14 protein-coding genes are annotated in these 19,460 nt (G+C 72.5%); 5 read left to right on the top strand and 9 right to left on the bottom strand.

All coding sequences use genetic code 11. The features are described from left to right. Positions 1-44: 44 nt before the first annotated feature. The 4 genes from ACFYW1_RS20580 to pepN all read right to left on the bottom strand — a co-directional run bounded on the left by ACFYW1_RS20580 (position 45) and on the right by pepN (position 8,626). The gene (locus tag ACFYW1_RS20580; protein WP_388994785.1) at positions 45-1,073 is read right to left on the bottom strand and encodes an aspartate-semialdehyde dehydrogenase; all 1,029 of its coding nucleotides are present in this window, start codon (positions 1,071-1,073) and stop codon (positions 45-47) included. 193 nt (positions 1,074-1,266) lie between these two features. Continuing rightward, positions 1,267-4,578: a S8 family serine peptidase gene (locus ACFYW1_RS20585; RefSeq protein WP_388994788.1), complete on the bottom strand. Its 3,312-nt coding sequence runs from the start codon at positions 4,576-4,578 to the stop codon at positions 1,267-1,269. A gap of 225 nt (positions 4,579-4,803) precedes the next feature. Beyond that, the gene (locus ACFYW1_RS20590; protein ID WP_388994791.1) at positions 4,804-5,886 is read right to left on the bottom strand and encodes a hypothetical protein; all 1,083 of its coding nucleotides are present in this window, start codon (positions 5,884-5,886) and stop codon (positions 4,804-4,806) included. 112 nt (positions 5,887-5,998) lie between these two features. Continuing rightward, the gene (gene pepN / locus ACFYW1_RS20595) at positions 5,999-8,626 is read right to left on the bottom strand and encodes an aminopeptidase N (RefSeq protein WP_388994794.1); all 2,628 of its coding nucleotides are present in this window, start codon (positions 8,624-8,626) and stop codon (positions 5,999-6,001) included. Between the two features lie 132 nt (positions 8,627-8,758). Between pepN and ACFYW1_RS20600 the strand changes: the two genes are divergently transcribed. Beyond that, the gene (locus ACFYW1_RS20600; RefSeq protein WP_388994797.1) at positions 8,759-9,409 is read left to right on the top strand and encodes a DsbA family protein; all 651 of its coding nucleotides are present in this window, start codon (positions 8,759-8,761) and stop codon (positions 9,407-9,409) included. A gap of 104 nt (positions 9,410-9,513) precedes the next feature. On the opposite strand, the gene ACFYW1_RS20605 is transcribed toward ACFYW1_RS20600, so the two are convergent. Continuing rightward, positions 9,514-10,752 (bottom strand): MFS transporter, encoded by a 1,239-nt coding sequence (locus ACFYW1_RS20605; RefSeq protein WP_388994800.1) that lies wholly within the window; start codon positions 10,750-10,752, stop codon positions 9,514-9,516. Between the two features lie 87 nt (positions 10,753-10,839). Between ACFYW1_RS20605 and ACFYW1_RS20610 the strand changes: the two genes are divergently transcribed. Both ACFYW1_RS20610 and ACFYW1_RS20615 read left to right on the top strand, forming a co-directional pair. Beyond that, on the top strand, positions 10,840-11,817 hold the full coding sequence (locus tag ACFYW1_RS20610; RefSeq protein WP_388994803.1) for an ArsR/SmtB family transcription factor: 978 nt from the start codon (positions 10,840-10,842) through the stop codon (positions 11,815-11,817). Positions 11,818-11,970: 153 nt separating this feature from the next. Further along, on the top strand, positions 11,971-14,070 hold the full coding sequence (locus ACFYW1_RS20615) for a LamG-like jellyroll fold domain-containing protein (RefSeq protein ID WP_388995084.1): 2,100 nt from the start codon (positions 11,971-11,973) through the stop codon (positions 14,068-14,070). A 102-nt stretch (positions 14,071-14,172) separates the two neighbouring features. On the opposite strand, the gene ACFYW1_RS20620 is transcribed toward ACFYW1_RS20615, so the two are convergent. Then, a complete protein-coding gene (locus ACFYW1_RS20620; RefSeq protein WP_388994806.1) occupies positions 14,173-15,012 on the bottom strand; it encodes an MOSC domain-containing protein in 840 nt (279 codons plus the stop codon). Beyond that, on the bottom strand, positions 15,009-15,134 hold the full coding sequence (locus tag ACFYW1_RS20625) for a hypothetical protein (RefSeq protein ID WP_388994809.1): 126 nt from the start codon (positions 15,132-15,134) through the stop codon (positions 15,009-15,011). Before ACFYW1_RS20625 ends, ACFYW1_RS20620 begins: the two co-directional genes overlap by 4 nt. Before the next feature lie 153 nt (positions 15,135-15,287). On the opposite strand from ACFYW1_RS20625, the gene ACFYW1_RS20630 reads away from it, so the two are divergent. Both ACFYW1_RS20630 and ACFYW1_RS20635 read left to right on the top strand, forming a co-directional pair. Next, positions 15,288-16,133: a hypothetical protein gene (locus ACFYW1_RS20630; protein ID WP_388994813.1), complete on the top strand. Its 846-nt coding sequence runs from the start codon at positions 15,288-15,290 to the stop codon at positions 16,131-16,133. A gap of 107 nt (positions 16,134-16,240) precedes the next feature. Then, positions 16,241-17,113 (top strand): alpha/beta fold hydrolase, encoded by an 873-nt coding sequence (locus ACFYW1_RS20635; protein ID WP_388994816.1) that lies wholly within the window; start codon positions 16,241-16,243, stop codon positions 17,111-17,113. 123 nt (positions 17,114-17,236) lie between these two features. On the opposite strand, the gene ACFYW1_RS20640 is transcribed toward ACFYW1_RS20635, so the two are convergent. After that, entirely contained in the window at positions 17,237-17,878 is a 642-nt protein-coding gene (locus tag ACFYW1_RS20640) for a superoxide dismutase (protein WP_388994819.1), read from the bottom strand. A gap of 165 nt (positions 17,879-18,043) precedes the next feature. Further along, positions 18,044-19,459, bottom strand: coding sequence for an FGGY family carbohydrate kinase (locus tag ACFYW1_RS20645; protein ID WP_388994822.1), 1,416 nt, complete (start codon positions 19,457-19,459; stop codon positions 18,044-18,046). Between the last annotated feature and the right edge of the window lies 1 nt (position 19,460).

The following is a 19,460-nucleotide window of genomic DNA, read 5'->3' on the forward strand; positions in this document are numbered from 1 at the left end:
GGGCGGCCACCGCACCCGGTGGCCGCCCTTTCGCGCGTTCGGCGTCAGCCCTTCAGCTCCGCCGCGACCAGCTCCGCGATCTGCACCGCGTTCAGCGCGGCGCCCTTGCGCAGGTTGTCGTTGGAGACGAAGAGCGCGAGGCCGTTCTCGATGGTCTCGTCGACCCGGATGCGGCCGACGAACGAGGCGTCCTTGCCGGCCGCCTGGAGCGGGGTGGGGATCTCGGAGAGCTCGACGCCGGGGGCGTCCTTCAGCAGCTCGTGGGCGCGCTCCACGCCGATCGGGCGGGCGAAGCGGGCGTTGATCTGGAGGGAGTGGCCGGAGAAGACCGGCACCCGGACGCAGGTGCCGGACACCTTCAGCTCCGGGATCTCCAGGATCTTGCGGGACTCGTTGCGGAGCTTCTGCTCCTCGTCGGTCTCGAAGGAGCCGTCGTCGACGATCGAGCCGGCCAGCGGCAGCACGTTGAAGGCGATCGGGCGCTTGTAGACGCCCGGCTCGGGGAACTTCACGGCCTCGCCGTCGTGGGTGAGCGCGTCGGCCTCGGCGGCGACCTCGGTCACCTGACCGTGCAGCTCGGCGACGCCGGCCAGGCCGGATCCGGACACGGCCTGGTAGGTGGCGACGACCAGCGCCTGGAGGCCGGCCTCGTCGTGCAGCGGGCGCAGCACGGGCATGGCGGCCATCGTGGTGCAGTTCGGGTTGGCGATGATGCCCTTGGGGCGGTTCGCGATCGCGTGCGGGTTGACCTCGGAGACGACGAGCGGGACCTCGGGGTCCCTGCGCCAGGCGGAGGAGTTGTCGATCACCACGGCGCCCTGGGAGGCGACCTTCTCGGCGAGTGCCTTCGAGGTCGCGCCGCCGGCCGAGAACAGCACGATGTCCAGACCGGTGTAGTCGGCCGTGGCGGCGTCCTCGACGGTGATCTCCCGGCCCTGCCACTCGATGGTGGAGCCCGCGGAGCGAGCGGAGGCGAAGAGCCGCAGTTCGTCGGCCGGGAACTCGCGCTCGGCCAGGATCCTGCGCATGACTGTGCCGACCTGACCGGTGGCGCCGACGATTCCGACCTTCACGGGAACTCCTTCGAACGTACGAACCGGCAGGGTTGCCGCATTCATGAAGCGTATGTCCACGGCTTCCCCGTCCAATCCATTGTCCGGGGTTCGGACAGCGGCCGTCCTGCCGGGCGGACACGGCAGTGGGGCGGGAGCCCGGATGAGCGCCCGCCCCACTGCCGTGCGTGTCGCACGGATCACATGGTGACCGTTACTGCGTGACCTTCTCGATCACGACGCTGCCGGTGCCCGCGGCGGTGCCGCGGCCGTTCACCAGGCTGACCTCGCCGAAGAACTGCCGGCCCTCGGGGGCGGCCCCGCCGACCGAGACCTCGGCGTCGATCTGTGCCGAGGCGCCGTTGGCCAGGTTCACGGCCTTCGACTCGTCGACCTTGATCGTGCCGAGCGACGCCGAGTAGTACACGTCGCGGTAGTCGTACGTGCTGGTGCCGGCCGGGACGCTGTAGCCGTCGATCACGACGGTGTACGTGCCCGCGGCGGGCTTGACCAGGCTGACCGCCTCCTCGGAGCCGGCCGTGGTGGAGGCACCGACCTCCTCGTCGCCCCGGTAGACGTACAGGTCCAGGTCGGCGTTGGCGTCCGAGGTGCCGCCGATGGCGACGTCCAGCTTCTCGACGCCCTCACCGATGGTGACCGTGTACTCCTGGGTGTCGCCCGTCTTGATCGACGGCTTGTCGACCTTGGCCGAGCCCAGCGAACCGCCCTTCAGACGGCCCTCCAGGTCACCCGCGTTGTTGGTGACCTTCCAGTTCACCGCGGCCGGCGTGCCGACCTTCGCCTCGGCGATGGTCTGCACCGCGGGGTCGAAGGTCGCGCCGAGCAGTGAGACGTTCAGCTTGTACGGGTTGTCCAGCAGCGGCGACGTGCGCCGCGACTCGACCTCGATCTCCCAGACGCCCGGCTGCGGGTCCTTGTACGAGCGCACGTCCGGACGGCAGGTGTTGGCCGGGTTCTCGTAGTTCGGGTAGCAGAAGACCGTGGAGCTGTCCTCCACCTGTACGCCGTACGGGTGGATGGAGATGAAGCGGGTCTGGCTGCCCGAGCGCAGCGCGCCCAGCGAGACCTCAAGGGTCTTGGCACCCTTCGGCACGGTCACGAAGTACGAGTCGCTGCTGTTGCGCTGCACCGAGCCGGACGCCTTGAACGTGTAGGCGGGCTTCACGAGCTCCTTGGAGACGACCACCGTGGTGAGGATCTGCTGGTCCACGCCGACGGTCCTGGAGTCGTCCACCTTCAGGATCGCGCTGTGCACGCCCGCGCTGCCCGGCTTCGCCTGGACCTTGACGGTCACCGGCTCGTCGAGCGGCAGGGAGACGGTCTTCGAGCCGAGGAGCTTGAAGGTGCCGTCGTTGTTCTTCCACGACAGCTTGTGCTTGACGTTCTTGTCCGGGCCCGTGGTGCGGGTGATCGTGACGTCGTACGTCTTCTTCTGGCCGGCCTGCAGGCCGCCCTCGCGGTCGTACAGACCGGTGCCGAAGCCGGGGGTCTTCAGCGCGAAGTCGATCGCGGTGTCGACCGGGGCCTTCACCGTGTACTCGTGCGCCGGGGAGCCCTGCTTCACGATCTGCTTCCAGGCGCCGACGATGTCGATCAGACCGGAGCCCTGGGCGTGCGCGGGCACACCCTTGATGTGGGTGGCGGTGCTGGTCAGCGCGGTCCGCAGGTCGGCCGGCGGCAGCTCGATGCCCTGCTGCTTCGCGGCGGACAGCAGCAGCGCGGTCGCGCCCGCGGCCTGCGGCGAGGACATCGAGGTGCCCTGCAGCATGGAGTAGCCCGCGGGAAGCGAGTAGCCCGCCTCCTTGACCGGGCCGCCGGGCAGCCAGGTCTGGGTGGTGTTGATGGACGCGCCGGGGGCCGTCAGGATCGGCGCGAAGCCGCCGTCCTCACGCGGACCGCGCGAGGAGAAGGGCAGCATGTCGTACTTCTTGGTGACGTTCGAGCCGTAGTTGGCGGCCCATGTCTCCTTGGAGATCGACGCACCGACGGAGATGACGTGGTCGGCGAGACCGGGGTCACCGATGGTGTTGACGCCCGGGCCGTCGTTGCCGGCCGAGATGACCAGCTGGACGCCGTAGATGTCGATGAGCCGCTTGTACAGCTCCGAGCGGGCGTTGTTGCCGTCGTTGAGCGGCGGCAGGCCGCCGATCGACATGTTGACGACGTCGACGCCGCGGTTCACGACGAGGTCGATCATGCCCTCGGTGAGCGCGATGTTGGTGCAGCCGCCGGACCAGGTGCAGGCACGCGAGGAGACGATCTTCGCGCCGGGCGCGGCGCCGTTCATCTCGCCGCCGAACAGGCCGTTCGCGGCGGTGATGCCCGCGACGTGGGTGCCGTGCTCGCCCTCGATGACACCGATGTTGACGTAGTCGGAGGTGTCGCCGGCGGCGTTGTACACGACGTCCTGGCGCGTCTCGACGACGAACGGGATGCGCTCGGCGACCTCGGTCCGCGGGTCGTCCTTGCCGAAGTAGGAGACCTGGTGCTTCTCCTTGTACGGCTTGAGGACGGCGTCGTCGGAGAAGTCCGCGTTGCTGTTCAGGTCGACGCGGGTGGTGCCGGTGACCGGGTCGTAGAGCACGGCCCAGACGTCGGTGGTGTCGCCGTCGCGGTTCAGGTCGCCCGCCATGTCGCCGCCCTTGGTGGCGGCCTCGGCGAACAGCTTGATCCGGTAGTCCCCCTTGGGGGCCTTGTACGTGAGGCCCTTGTAGGTGAACGTCGGGCCGGACACCGCGTCCGTCATCCGCAGCCAGGTGCCGTCGCCGTCGCTCACCGGGTCGGTGGCGGTCACCCAGTCGACGATCTTGCGCTCACCCGTGGTGGTCTTCTGCAGCGCCGGGTGGGCGACGTCGACGCCCGAGTCGAGGACGCCGATGGTGATCCCGCGGCCGTCGGCCTTCGGGTGCTGCTCGACGAAGTCGACCGCGCCCGTCTCGAAGGACGGGTTGTACGGGTTCTTCGCCGGGGTCTTCTTGCCGGGCGCCGGGTAGGAACCGGACGCCTTGACCCGGGACTTGGCACCGGCCGCGCGGTCGGCGGCGGGCGTCGGGTCGTCCAGCTTGATCTCCTGCTTGAGATCGATGCCGTGGACGGACGACAGCTTGGCCGCTGCCCGGATGGTCGCGTCGGCGGACGCGGTGGGCACGGTGGCCCGCACGTAGCCGAGCTTGTCGTACGCACGTCCCAGCACGGACCCCTTGACGGCGTCGAGCTGCTTGGTGACCTGCTCGGTCGCACCGGGAGCGGTGGCGACCATCATCGTGACGTTCTTCTGCCCCTTGGCCTTGGCCTTGGCCAGAACGTCGGCGTCCGCCGCGCCGAGCTTGTCGGCGGTGGTGCCCTCGGCGGCGGTCTTGACGGGGGCGGGGTCGGGTGCATCTGCGGCGAAGACGGGGGTGACGCCGGTGGCGGCCAGCGCGGCCACCAGGCCGGCTGCGGCCGCCACTCGGGCCGCACGTCTCGCCCCGGGTATGTAACTGGGGGACTCGGTGGTCATCAGCATCCCTGCAATAGGCAAAGAGAGAGTCCGGAATTCGGTACCGGATGACCGCTCACCCTTTCGTAAATGACAGGGGTTTGTGGAGAGTTGAGGTGGGTGAGATGTGGACATGGCAGAATCCCGCCACTGGTACTGATGCGCCATCAGGGACGAAGTGGTGAATAAGTGGTGCCGGTAGGGCGTGTTTCCGCCATGTACGGTTCCGCTCCCGGCCACCCGGGCGGGCTCTCAGCGGGGCAGGACCACCACCCGAGCCGCCGGTTCCCGGTCGGCCGCCGCCCTCAGCGCCGTGCGCACCGCGGCCGCCTGCCGCCCCCCGGCGTCGCGGAGTCCCTCCGGCGCGAGGCGGACGACGGTGATCCCGAGCCGCTCCAGATGCTCCCGCTCGGCGGCGTGCGCGGCCCATCGGGCCTCGCGTTCCGTCCGGTGCCGGCCGCCGTCGCCCGGCCCGCCGCGCCCCGGGCCGCCGGCGACGAGTGCCACGGCGACCGCCCGGCCGGGCCAGTAGGCGTCCACGGCCCCGAGGCGCGGACCGCCGGGCAGGCGGAGACACACGTTCCACAGGGGCTGCGGCAGATCGTGTTCCATCACCAAGTCGTAAAGTCGACTTTCGGCCATGGCTCGGTCCTCGGCGAGGAGCGCGTCCGCGGCCCGCGCCACGGGCGGACGGTCCAGCAGTCCGATCCGGCCCAACTCGTCCACCGCGGCGCCCGGTTCGCAGTGCCCGCCGCGGACCGCCCCGACGAGCAGACGGCGTACGGCCGACGGGGCCCGGAGCCCGGCGACCGCGTCCGCGAGCGCCCGCTCCACGGGGGCGACGGGCAGACCGCGCACCCACCCGGGCGGCGGCACGGCCGCGGAACGCACCGGGCGCACGTACCCGACCGGGCGCGACCGCCGGGCGTGCGGCACCAGCACGTCGATCCCGGACCACTCCCCGGGCGGCGGCACGACCGCGAACCCGCGCAGGGCGAGCGCGGCGAATCCGGTGACCACCGCCCCGCCGTACCCGGCCCCCGGGTCACCGCCGGGTGCGCCCCGACGGCCGGGGGCCGGCGGCCGTCCGGCGTACAGCAGGGCGGCGCGCAGCCGCTCGTCGGCGGTGAGCGGCCGCCGGTGCAGGACGTACACACCGGGCAGGGTCCGCTGCCACGGCCCGTCGGCCCCGCACCGCGCGGCGGCCCGCGCGGGGGAGACCCCGCACGCCCTCAACTGCGCCCGGGACAGCACGCTCGGGCGGACGTCGCGGACGTCGCGGACGTCGCGGGGACGGCAGGGGAGGGACGGGGGCTGCTGGATGTTCCGGGTCATGCTCCGGGACATGCCACGGGCCGCCGCGGCGCCAACCCCGTGTTACACGACCGTGGACCAGTCGGGACGACACCGCCCGCAGAAGACGCCCCCGCCCCCTGCCGTCCGTCCGTCAGATGCCGGTACCGCTCGCGGCCGCGGCCTCCGCGGCCGCGTCGCACTCCTGCGCCCGCAGCGCCCGCGCCAGGTCGTCCCGGGACTCCAGCACCAGCCTGCGCAGGGCGGGCGCCGCGTCCTCGTGCGCGGTCAGCCAGGCGTCCGTCGCCGCCAGCGTGGCCGGGTCGTCCTGGAGCGCCGGGAACAGGCCCTTGACCACGATCACCCCGATCTGGATCGACCGCTCGGCCCAGACCCGCTCGATCGCCTCGAAGTACTTGTCCGTGTACGGCGCCAGCAGCTCCCGCTGCGAGGACTGGGCGAAGCCCGCGATCGTCGCCTCCACCAGCGCGTTGGACAGGGCGTCCGACTCCACGACGCCCGCCCACGCCTGCGCCTTGACCGCGGCGGAGGGCCGCGACGCCAGGCACCGCACCTGGTGCCGCTTGCCGGACGCCGTGTCGTCACGGGCCAGCTCGGCGTCGATCGCCGACTCGTCCGCCACCCCGTGCGAGGCCAGCGGGGACAGCAACGCCCACCGCAGCTCCTGGTCGACGTCGAGCCCGTCGATCCGGGCCGACCCGTCGAGCAGCCCCGTCAGCAGCTGGAAGTCCGTCTCCGATGCGGCGACCGACGAGAAGAACCGCGCCCACGCCAACTGGTGCTCGCTGCCCGGCTCGGCGACCCGCAGCTCCCGCAGCGCGCCCTCGGCCAGCGCCCGGCCGCCCTCCTCGCGCCACCCGGGCGCCGCGTACTGCGTGAGCACGGTCCGGGTCCAGGAGTGCAGCATCTGGAGCACCCCGATGTCGGACTCCCGCCCGGCGAAGGCCAGCACCAGCGCGGCGAAGTCGCGGGCCGGCATCAGCCCGTCCCGGGTCATGTTCCACAGCGCCGACCAGCACAGCGCCCGCGCGAGCGGGTCCGTGATGTCGCCCAGGTGCTCCCGCAGCGTGGCCAGCGACACCTCGTCGAAGCGGACCTTGCAGTACGTGAGGTCGTCGTCGTTGACCAGGATCAGCTCGGGCCGCTCCGCCCCCGCCAGCTCCTCGATCACCGTGCGCGGCCCCGCCACGTCCGCCTCGGCGCGCGCGTACCGCACCAGGCTCCCGTCGGTGTCGCGGCGGTACAGCCCGACCGCGACCCGGTGCGGCCGCAGCTCCGGGTGGGACTCGGCCGCCTCCTGGAGCACCGCCAGTTCCGTGATCCGGCCCGCCGCGTCGTACGTGGCCACCGGGGTCAGCGAGTTGACGCCCGCGGTCTGCAGCCACGACCGCGACCAGGCGGTCATGTCGCGCCCGGACGTCTCGGCCAGCACGGACAGCAGGTCGCCCAGCTGCGTATTGCCGTAGGCGTGCTTCTTGAAGTAGCGCCGGGCGCCCTCCAGGAACGCGTCCCGCCCCACGTACGCCACCAGCTGCTTCAGGACCGAGGCGCCCTTGGCGTACGTGATGCCGTCGAAGTTCAGCTTGGCGTCCTCCAGGTCACGGATGTCGGCCGTGATCGGGTGGGTGGAGGGCAGCTGGTCGGCGCGGTACGCCCAGGACTTGCGGTTGTTGGCGAAGGTGACCCAGCCGTTCTCGAAACGGGTCGACTCCACCATGGAGAACGCGCCCATGAAGTCGGCGAACGACTCCTTCAGCCACAGGTCGTCCCACCACTGCATGGTGACGAGGTCGCCGAACCACATGTGCGCCATCTCGTGCAGGATGACGTTGGCCCGGCTCTCGTACGCCGCCTGCGTCACCTTGCCGCGGAAGATGTACTCCTCGCGGAACGTGACGCAGCCCGGGTTCTCCATCGCGCCGAGGTTGTACTCGGGCACGAACGCCTGGTCGTACTTCCCGAACGGGTACGGGTAGTCGAAGTTGTCGTGGAAGAAGTCCAGGCCCTGCTTGGTGATCAGGAAGACGTCATCCGCGTCGAAGTGCCGGGCGAGCCCCTTGCGGCACATCGCGCCGAGCGGGATCTCCAGCGTCGTGCCGTCCTCGAACGTGCGGCTGTAGGAGTCCGTCACGTAGTGGTACGGACCGGCGACGACCGCCGTGATGTACGTGGAGATCGGCTTCGTCCCGGCAAACCGCCAGACCCCGCCCTCCCGCGACTCCTCGGCCCCGTTGCTCCACACCGTCCAGCCCTCGGGGGCCGTCACAGTGAAACGGAAGGGGGCCTTCAGGTCGGGCTGCTCGAAGTTCGCGAAGACGCGCCGCGCGTCGGCCGGCTCGTACTGCGTGTAGAGGTAGACCTCGCCGTCCTCCGGGTCGACGAACCGGTGCATGCCCTCGCCGGTCCGGCTGTACGCGCACTGTGCGTCGACCACCAGGACGTTCTCGCCCTCCGGCAGGTCCTCCAGCGCCACCCGCGTGCCGTCGAAGACGACGGCGGGGTCGAGCGGGGAGCCGTTCAGCGTCACCGCGTTCACACCCGGTGCCACCAGGTCCGCGAAGGTCGACGCCCCGCCCCGCGCGCTGCGGAACCGGATGGTCGTCACCGAGCGGAAGGTCCGCGGACCGGACCCGGCGGCCTCCTCGTCCCCGTCGGGTCCCCCGAGGGCGGAGCGCAGATCGAGATCGACCTCGTAGCCGTCGACGCTCAGCAGCTCGGCCCGCTCGCGGGCCTCGTCGCGGGACAGGTTCTCACCGGGCACGGGCGCACTCCTTTGTGTCACGTTCGAATACTTTGATCCTCCCATGCCGCCACTCGGCCCGGCAGGCGGGAATGACCGGTGCGCCCGAAGGTGTTCTCGCGCACAGGTGCGCACGCTCTTACGAGGAGAGACATGTCTGACAACAGCACGGCGACGACCGGAAAGACCCCCGCCGACTTCTGGTTCGACCCGCTCTGTCCGTGGGCCTGGATGACCTCCCGCTGGATGCTGGAGGTGGAGAAGGTCCGTGACGTCGAGGTCCGCTGGCACGTGATGAGCCTCGCCGTGCTCAACGAGGACCGGCTCGACGAGCTGCCGGAGGAGTACCGCGAGCTGCTGTCCAAGGCGTGGGGCCCGGTCCGGGTCGTCATCGCCGCCCAGCAGAAGCACGGCGACGAGGTCGTCGGCCCCCTCTACACCGCGCTCGGCACCCGCTTCCACAACCAGGGGGAGGGCCCCACCCGCGAGGCGGTCCTGGGCGCGCTCCAGGACGTCGGCCTGCCCGCCGAGCTGGCGGACTTCGCGGACTCCGACGAGTACGACGCCGAGCTGCGCGCCTCCCACAAGGAGGGCATCGACAAGGTCGGCCAGGACGTCGGCACGCCGGTCATCGCCGTGCCGGGCGCGGACGGCGAGCAGATCGCCTTCTTCGGCCCGGTCGTCACCCCCGCCCCGAAGGGCGAGGAGGCCGCGAAGCTGTGGGACGGCACGCTGCTGGTGGCGTCCATCCCCGGTTTCTACGAGATCAAGCGGACCCGGACGCAGGGCCCGATCTTCGACTGACCCGTACGCCCCGGCCCCGCCCCGGCAGGGGGCGGGGCCGGGGCATCGGACGGCCCCTCTTCGAGCACACCATGGCGGAGGCCCGCCGCTGCTGGAGTACGGCCTCACGACGGGCTGAGCCCCGACCGGTCGGCGGCCCCTTCCCCGGCGGCCTCTTTCGCCGAGGACCGTTCCCCGGCGGGGCCGGCGGTCCGGCGCTCCACCGCGGCCAGGGCCAGGGTGACCGCGAGGGAGGCCCCCGCCATCACGGTCATCGCCGAGGCCGGGGAGGTCCACTGGGCGAGCGAACCGGCCAGCGCCGCCGCGACGCCCTGCATGGTGAGCATTCCGGAGGAGTGCAGCCCCAGCGCCTGCCCGGTGATCCCGTCCGGGGTCAGGGCCATCAGCCGCTCCTGGTACAGCAGGCTCGCGGCGAAACCGACCGAGGCGATCATCGCCAGCGCGAACGCCACGGGGAGCGCCGGGTGCACGGCGAAGAACAGGTACGGGGCGGCCAGGAGCAGCTGCAACGGCGTGGCCAGCCGCCCCCGCCGGGCGTGCGGGACGAACCGGCCCGTCACGACGTCCCCGACGAGCATCCCCAGCGCGGCGAAGGCGAAGAGGAGCCCCGCGTGGCCGGGGGCGTACGGGACGAACAGCGACTCGCAGCCGACGACCAGTCCGTTCGGCACCCAGAGCGCGAGATAGGTGCGGCGGCGCGGCCCCGAGGACCACAGCTCGGCGTTGGTCCGCCAGGTCTCGGCGACCGAGGGCCGCCCGGTGGTGCGCGGCGGCCGGCGGGCCAGCCCGAACCGGGCGACGGCCGCCCCCGTCAGATACAGGGCGGCGGCGACCAGCAGCGTGCCGCGCGCGGACAGCGTCACCACGAGGAGCCCGCCGAGCGCGTACCCGCCGATCTGCATCAGGCCGCCGCACATGTTCAGCACCGAACGGCCCAGCAGATAGCCGTCCTTGGGCAGCACCTCGTTCAGCAGCCCGTACCGCACGCCGCCGCCCACCGCGGCGACCACCCCCTGGGCCAGGACGATCGCGAAGGCCACCGGAAGCGGCAGCCCCGGAACGGCGAGGGCGGCGGCGGCCAGGGCGAAGACGAGCGCCAGGCCGGTCGTCGCGGCCCGGGGCGGCAGCCGGTCCGCCGCCGACATCAGCAGGGCCGCGCCGATCATCTGGGCGAGCGAGGGACCGAACATGGACAGGGCGGCGAGCAGCGGCGATTCGGTGGCGGTGTAGACCAGGGTGCCCAGGGCCAGTCCGCTCATCGTCGACGCCGCCACCTGCACGGCACTGGTCGCGAAGAACGGCCGGAACTGCGGCGTGCGGAAGAGTTCCCGGTAGGTGTGCATGCGGGGAGTCTCGGAGGACACGCGCGGCGACCGTTACTGTTTCGCACGGGGGCGAAACCTGGGGGCGGGACGCGGAGGCGTGACGGCATGGGCCTGTGGCGGATCAGCGCGGACACGCTGGCCGGGAGCCGGTTCGTCGTCTCACCGCTCGCCGAGACCGTCTCCGCCCTGGAGGCCCTGGAGCGGGGCCGTCCGGACCACCCCGGCGAACGCGCCTGGCTCGACGCCCATCTGCCCGCCCACCGCGCCCGCCGGGCCGCCGACCCGGTGACCGCGCTGCTGGTCGCGGTGGCGCTCGGCGGCAGCTGGAACGCGGACTTCGTCACGCCCACACCGACGGGCGAGGGCGCCCCGTCCTTCGAGGAGGAACTGGCCCCGGTCCGGGCGACCGCGCCCGACCGCGCCCGGGCCGACCTCGTGGTCTCGCTCGGCGGCGGCCCCCTCCCGCCCCTCCTGGACCGCGACGACCTGGCGCATCGCTTCGCCGACGTCCTGGAGTGGGTCTGGCACCGCACCGTGCTGCCCGACTGGCCGCGCCGCCGCCGGATCATCGAGGCGGATGTCGTCGCGCGGACCGGGGAGCTGGGCCGGGCCGGCTGGGCCGCCGCCCTGAGCGGTCTGCGCCCGGGGATGCGGTGGCTGGGCGACGGGCGGCTCCGGATCAACGCGCACGACTACCCTCCGAAGCAACTGACCGGGGTGAGGCTGCTGTTCGTCCCGGTCACCCGGCGTTCGGGCTGGGTCTCCTGGGACGACGGGGCGCAGCGGTACGCGATCGTCTACCCGTGCTCCGGAGCCCTGGCCGACGTGGGCCGGGCCAGGGTCCCGGACAGCCTGTCGCGCCTCCTCGGCCCCGCGCGGGCGACCGTCCTCGTCCTGCTCGCCGACCCGAAGAGCACCACCCAGCTCGTCGCCCTGACCGGCCAGGGCCTGGGCTCGGTCGGCCGTCACCTCAAGGTCCTCCTGGACGCGGGCCTGGTGGACCGCCGCCGCACCGGCCGCTCGGTCCTGTACTTCCGTACGGCCGCGGGCGACGTGCTGGTGGGGGCCCGGCGGGACGGCTGAGAGGGGGCTTCTGGGGGCGGGAGGAAAATCCCTCCGGCATTGTCGGTGACCTCTGTTAGCTTCGGGCGGCCCGTGCGTCCCACGGGCCTCGAAACGTTCACAGGGGAGGGCCAATTGACCGGATCAGGGAGAACGGGCAGACGCAGACGGACGGTGGTGGCCGGCTGCGTGGTGGCGCTGCTGGCCACGGCCGCCGGCCCGGCGCAGGCGTTGGACAACCTGCCGCCGAAGCAGCCGCTGGTCCAGGACCTCCGGACGGAGAACAGCCCCTGCGCGACCGGGGACGACCCGACGTACGTCTCGCAGCCGCCCAGGCTCAGTGCCGTGCTGTACGACCCGGAGGAGGACAACCAGCCCGTCGAGGCCAACCTGGTCAAGGGCGAGTTCGAGGCGTGGTGGACGGACGGGGCGGGGGTGGAGCAGCGCCGTACCCACACCACCCTCGTGTCGTTGTCGGGGACTCCCCGGTACTGGACGGTGCCGGACGACATCCCGGCGAACACGGTCGTCTCCTGGCACGTCCGCGCCGACGACGACGAGGCGACTTCCTCATGGAGCGACGAGGGCGACGGCTCGGCCTGCTCGTTCGTGTACGACGACGTGAGCCCCGAGAAGCCGACGATCAGCTCCCCCGAATACCCCGAGCCCGAGGACGTGTTCTGGGTGGACGGGGTCGGTGTCTACGGGCACTTCACCATGGACTCGCCCTCCGAGGACGTGGTGTCGTACAGGTACGAATTCCCGGGAAGCCCTCCCAGGACGGCCCCCGTCGAGCAGCCCGGCGGGCCCGCGACCATTTCGTACCTGCCGCTCACCTCGGGGCCCAAGTGGCTGAGGGTCCGCGCGGTCGACCGGTCGGGCCGGTGGAGCGCGGAGTCGGAGTACGAGTTCAACGTGCAGTCCGGGCGCGCCCCCGTCGCCCGCTGGAGGCTGGACGATCCGGCGGGCTCCCGCTCCGCCACGGCCGAGACGGGCACCGCAGCCCGGGCCGGCACCGGCGTGACCTTCGGCGGCCCGGCGCCCTCGGGCACGGGGGCCACCGCCACGGTCGGCCTCGACGGCAGTGGCCACGGCTTCCTCACCACCGACGCCCCGGCCACCGACATCCGCAAGTCCTTCGCCGTCAGCGGCTGGGCGCGGCCCGCCGAGACCGGTCGGAACATGACCGTCGCCAGTCAGGACGCGGACGGGGGGCCCGGCTTCGCCCTCGGCCTGCGCAACGGGGAGACCGGCCCCGCCTGGTCGTTCGCGATCGGGGACGCGACGGTGTCCGGCGGCGCGCCCGAGACCGGTGAGTGGGCCCATCTGCTGGGGCTGTACGACGCGGAGACGGGCCGCGCCCGGCTGTACGTCAACGGCCACGAGGTCGGCACCGAAGTGGCGGCGACCCCCGCCGAGGCGGCCGGCGCGTTCCAGATCGGCCGCGCCCGCGGGGCCGTGGGCTACCGCGACCGGTGGCACGGCGACATCGGCGACGTACGGGTCCACGACCGGGTCGTGGTGCCGGACGAGGTGACCGAACTGGCACGGCGCAAGCCGAAGCTGCTCGGCCGCTGGGCGTTGGAGAACGCGACGGACGGCACGAGCCCCGAGCAGTCGGGCGGCGCCCCGCTGCGGCTCGGCGCGGGAGCCTCGATCCACCGGGGCTCCGACGACTCCTGCATCCCGGAGCTGGACCCCGACTGCCCCTACGTGCCGCCGGCACTGGTCGGCAACGGGCATCTCGCCCTGGACGGCGAGACCGGGTACGCGGCTGCCGACGGGCCCGTCGTGGACACCACGGAGAGTTTCACCCTCGGAGTCGTGGTGCGGCTGACGGACTCCGCTTTGGACCGACCGATGACCGTGCTCTCGCAGGCCGGTGAGCACACCGACGTGTTCAAGGTGCGCTACGACCCGTCCACGCACAGCTGGCAGCTGGTGATGCCGGAGAAGGACGAGGCCGGGGCCCCCGAGAAGGTGGTGGCCCAGATCAAGAGCGCGGAGGGCGGTCAGAAGCGCCGTCTCGCCGTGGTCCAAGACGACGGGACCGACACGATCACGCTCTTCCTCGACGGTTCCGTCAAGGCGACCGCGAGCCTCCCGCGCGGGCTGCGCAGCACCGGCGCCCTCCAGATCGGCCGGGCCGGGGCCGGTGGCGGGTGGGGCGAGTACTTCCACGGGGACGTGGACGAGGTGCAGGCATACTCCGGCGCGCTGCGGGAGAGGGACGTGCCGTTCCTGGGCACGGGCGTGGACTACTGCCCGTGCTGATCCGTCAGCACTGAGCCGAGAGGCGCGACGGCCCGCGGGAACCCCGGTTCCCGCGGGCCGTCGGGTTCGGCCGGGCCCATCGACGGTGCCCGGCCGGGGACTTCACGCGTCGAGCCACTCCGTCACCTCGACCGCGTCCCCGACGCTCACGACGCCCTCGCGCACCACCGCGTTCTTCGCGCCGAAGCTGACCTTGTTGCCGTACTCCGGTTCGCGCCGGTACGTCGACAGGGTGCGGATCGGTTCCGGGCCCGCGCGGTGACCGGTGGCCTGGTCGACCATGGGGACGGCGCACCGCATCGCCCGTACCGAGTGGGCGAGTTCGACGGAACCGATGGTCATCCGGCGCACCCGGTCCTCGAAGTGGGGTTCGTCGTCGCCGGTCAGGACGATGTTGGGGCGGAAGCGGTCCATGGGGACGGGGGCGGCGTCACCGCCCGCGGTGATACGGGTGTTGAGGTCGTCCAGCGAGGCCGTCGAGGCGATCAGCACGGCGTGCGCGTCCGCGAAGTTGACCTTGCCGGGGGTGTCGCCCCAGCCGTCCCGGTCGAAGCCGGGCGCCACCCGTACCAGGCGGGACTTCGCGCCGAGCACGGCGGAGAACCACTCCGCGATCTCGTCCCCCTGGTCGACGGCCTCGCCGAGAGGGCGGTCGAACATGCTGACCTCGCGGCGCGGGCCGTCCGGGTCGACGTCCAGGCGCAACGGCTCGACGTCCTCGGCGGACAGCCCCAACGCCGCGCCGCCGTCCAGGACCCCGACCCGGACCGCGGCCATGGCGGGGTGCGTGCGCTGGCTGCGGAACGCGCCGTCCGCCGCGTCCACCACCATGAACGTGCGGTCGTGTTCGAGGCCGGTGCCGAGGACGTGCGCGGAGTCGACCGTGGTCCCGGCGCAGCCCTTGACCGGGTAGTAGGTGAGGCGGTGAACGGTGATGGTCACAGGACACTCTCCGGGGCGGCCGCTTCGAGGTCGTCGATGCCGCCTGATGCGATGGTGCGGATGTGGCGGGTGGGATTCCCGGTCCGGGAACCGCCCGCGGGGGCGGCGGGAGCGGGAGTCATGGCGCCCATCATCGCATCCACCTCACACGATGTGAGTTCCTTTTGGGGACTTGAAGGTGCCGGCCGGCGGAGGGGCCCGGAGCCGCGTTGGTACGATCGCGCGTTCGATGCCGACGGCGCTCCGGTGCCCGGCCATCACCCCGTGGAGAAACCATGCAGCGCCCCCTCGTCCCCCTGGTCACGTTCGTCGTCGCCGCGGCCCTGCTGTGCGCCGGATGTTCCGGGGAATCGGGGTCCGGATCGGGTGCGGCGCGGGGGTCGGGGAAGCCCGCGAGGGCCGCCGGGGCCGACTCGGCGGCGGACCACGGAGCGGCGGTACGGGCCGCGGTGGCCGCGACGGAGCGGAGCAGCGCCCGGATCGACGAACGGATCGAGCTGGGGGACGGCACCACCCAGTACGTCATCTCGATCAAGGGGGCCTTCGACTGGGCGGGCGACAGGGGGCACCTCGCGGTCGACCTCCGGGACCCGGCGGTCCCCGGGAAGACCTCGCCCCGCATGGACGAGGTCTTCGCCGGCGACACCGTCTACTTCGGCGGGTTCGCCGAGATGGAGGGCTCCTGGGGATCGATCCGCCGGGACAGGGCGGAGGCCCACTACGCGCTGCGGGCGCCGATGAACGACCCCGGACACGTCCTGCGCCAGGTGGCGCAGATGCGCCGGATCTCGAAGGTCGGCGAGGAGACGGTGAACGGCGTGCGCGCGGTCCACTACCGCGGCACGCTCACCGAGAAGACGGTCACGCAGCGGATGGCGAAGGACATGAGGGCCAAGGTCGCCACCATGCGGAAGCAGATCGGTGGGCTCACCGTGTACGCGGACGCCTGGATCGACCGGAGCGGACGGATCGTGCGCACCCGGCTCGACTGGCCCCTGGGGACGGCGGGCGTCAAGGCGACGATGGACCTGACGGACCACGGCAAGCCGGTACGGGCGAAGGCCCCGGCCCCCGACGAGGTCGTCACCGTGCCGCAGGTCGGCGGCCCCCTGTCGGGCTGACCCGCCCCCTGCCGCGCGACGTGTCCCCCGGAAGGGCCTCGTCCGCCACGCGCCTCCCGGCGGAAAGTCCTTCGACACAGGGGGCAGATCCGGCCATGATCGGGTGCATGAGTTCGTACGTGAGTGACCCGGTTCGTGTCGGTACGGAACAGCTGCCGGGAGGGCGGTTGCTGGGGTGGGCCGAGTGGGGGCCGGGGGACGGGGTGCCGGTGCTGTTGTCGCCCGGCGCGGCCACCAGTCGGCACCTCGGGTTCGGCGCCGACGCGGTGGCCGGGCTCGGGGTGCGGCTGATCTCCGTCGACCGTCCCGGGCTGGGGGCCTCCACGCCGCTGCCGGGCCGTACGTTCGACGACTTCGCCGAGGACATCCGCGCGTTCGCCGCGCTGCGCGGCCTGGAGCGGCCCCTGATGGTCGGCAACTCCCAGGGCGCGCCCTTCGCTCTGGCGTGCGCCGCCGCGGGGGCGGTCGGTGCGCTCGCGGTGGTCTCCGGCGCGGACGAGGTCGCCGAGCCGCGTTTCGCCGACGCGCTCCCGGAGGACCTGCGCCGCCTCGTCGGCCTGGCCGTGTCCGACCCGGCCGCCGCCGAGCAGGTCTTCGCCGGGTTCACCGCGCAGGGCATGTGGGACATGGTCATGGCCCACAGCCCCGAGCGCGACCTCGCCGTGTACCGGCAGCCCGCGTTCGCCGCCGCCTACCGGCGCGCACTCGACGAGGCGTTCGCACAGGGCGCGGCCGGCTACGCCCGGGACACCCTCCTGGCCATGGGGCGCTGGGGGATCGGGCTGTCGGACATCGCCGTGCCCGTCGACCTCTGGTACGGGCAGGAGGACACCGGCCACTCGCCCGACCACGGGGCCGGACTGGCCTCGCGCATCCCGGGCGCGGTCCGGCACCTGGTGCCGGAGGCCGGCGGGTCGGTGCTCTGGACCCACGCCGAGCAGGTGCTGCGCACCCTCCTGGCCCACGTCCCGGCCCCCTGAGCCCACGAGGGCGACAGAAGGGCCCCCGCCTGTCACGTCCGGGCGGGGGCCCTTCCTCCATCCGCCCGCCGGGTGAAGGTTGAGAAGACGATCACGAGGCAGGACGATTCACGCGCCTCCCGGTCAGGGGGCGAGCAGCAGCACGTCGGCGCGCTCCTTGGCGGCCGCGTAACGCTTCGCCACGTCCTGCCAGTTGACGACGGCCCACATCGCGTCGATGAAGTCGACCTTCTGGTTCTTGTACTGGAGGTAGAAGGCGTGCTCCCAGGCGTCGAAGACCAGGATCGGGACCGAGCCCTGGCCGACGTTGCCCTGGTGGTCGTAGACCTGCTCGACGATCAGCCGGCCGCTCACCGGCTCGTACGCCAGAACGCCCCAGCCGGAGCCCTGCGTGGTGGCCGCGGCCTTCGTCAGCTGGGCCTTGAAGCCGGCGAACGAGCCGAACGACTCGGTGATCGCGTCCGCGAGGTCGCCGACACCGTCCGCCGCGAGGGGCTCGCCGCCGCCGTCGCCGGTCATGTTGTGCCAGTAGATCGAGTGCAGGATGTGGCCGGACAGGTGGAACGCGAGGTTCTTCTGGAGTCCGTTGATGGCTCCCCACGCACCCTTGTCGCGCGCCTCCTCCAGCTGCTCCAGGGTGTCGTTCGCGCCCTTCACGTACGCGGCGTGGTGCTTGTCGTGGTGGAGCTCGACGATCTGCGGATTGATGACCGGTTCGAGCGCCGCGTAGTCGTACGGGAGTTCCGGAAGCGTGTACGTGGCCATGTGGTCGAACCCTCCAGCTGCTGCCAGGTTGTTATTGCAAACTCTGTGCAGGAGCAGGCTAACAGCAGGAGGGGGTCCGAAGTGATCAGTCCTTCGACCTAGGACGTGTCCCGGTCCGCCTCCGCCCCGACGGGTCCGGTGGGGCGGAGACGGCGGGGCGGGCGGTCAGGCGCGGGCGCGGGTCCGGGCCGCGGCGAGGCGGGTCAGGTGGTCCTCGTACGCCTTCGCGTAGTGCGCGGCGCGTGCCGGGTCCGGCTCGACGATCTCGGTCGGGGCCGTCCACGCCGCCGTGTCCAGCTCCGCCCCGAAGCGCCGCGCCGCGGCCAGCACCGCGCCGCGCGCACCGACCTCGCCCTCCACGATCCGGACCGGCCGGCCCAGCACGTCGGCGAACAGCCGCATCCACGCGGGCGAACGGGTGCCGCCGCCGCACAGGGCGAGGGTGCCGGTGAGGCCGGCGGCCTCCAGGCAGTGCCGGGCGGCGAAGCCGATGCCCTCGCAGACCGCCCGGATCAGGTCCCCCGGCGTGGTCTCCAGCGACACGCCGGTCAGTTCGGCGCGCAGCCTCGGCTCGACGAACGGGGCGCGTTCGCCGGACGGGGCGAAGTAGGGGAGCACCCGGACCCCGTTCGCGCCGGGCGGAGTGGCGGCGAGCAGCGCGTCCACCTCGGTGTGGCGCACCCCGGTGGTGCCCAGGACCCAGTCCAGGGCCGCGGTGCCGACCATCGCGGGCATGGCGCGCAGCCAGTGGCCGGGACGGTCGGTGGAGATGTGCAGCCCGGCCGGTTCGCCCTCCAGGTCGAGCCGTTCGGTGGCCACCAGCGCGGCCAGACAGGTGCCGACGATCAGCAGTCCGTCGCCCGGCCGGGTGACGCCCGCGCCCAGGGCACAGGCCGCCAGGTCGTACGGGCCGTTGGAGATCCGTAACCCGGAGGGGAGTTCGGCGGTCGCGACCGGGTCGCTGACCGGGGCGAGGAGCGCGGCCCGGTGGGTGAGGCCGAGCGCGGCCACGACCTCGGGGGAGTACGCCCGGGTCAGCGGGTCCAGGAACGGCATCGACGCGTCGGAGACATCCGTGGCCCGGACCCCGGTGAGCCGCTGGAACACCATGTCCTTGCAGTACAGGGCGGTCGCCGCCGCGTCGAGCGAGGCCGGGTCGTGCCGGTCCAGCCAGGCCAGCACCGGGCCCGGACAGCCCGGGAACATCGCGCTGCCGGTGCGCCGGTAGACCGTCTCGAAGACACCGGACTCCAGCCAGGCGTCGACCAGTTCATGGGCCCGGCCGTCCATCCAGGAGATCGCCGTACGGACCGGCCGGCCCGCCCCGTCGACCAGCCAGACGCCGTCGCCCTGACCGGTGAGACCGGCGAACGCGGCCCCGTCGCAGCCGAGTGCGGCCAAAACCTCGCGGACCGCCCCGTACAGCTCGTCCATGTCCTGTTCCACGCAACCGCCGTGGATCGCGAGGCCCACCGGGCGGGACTCGACCGCCAGGGTGCGGCCCCGCGGGTCGAAGGCCGCGGCCTTCACCACGGACGTGCCGACGTCGATGCCGATGTAGCGCGGCTCGGTTCCGGTCACG

This window comes from Streptomyces sp. NPDC002669 (genome assembly GCF_042889165.1).
GTDB lineage: Bacteria > Actinomycetota > Actinomycetes > Streptomycetales > Streptomycetaceae > Streptomyces.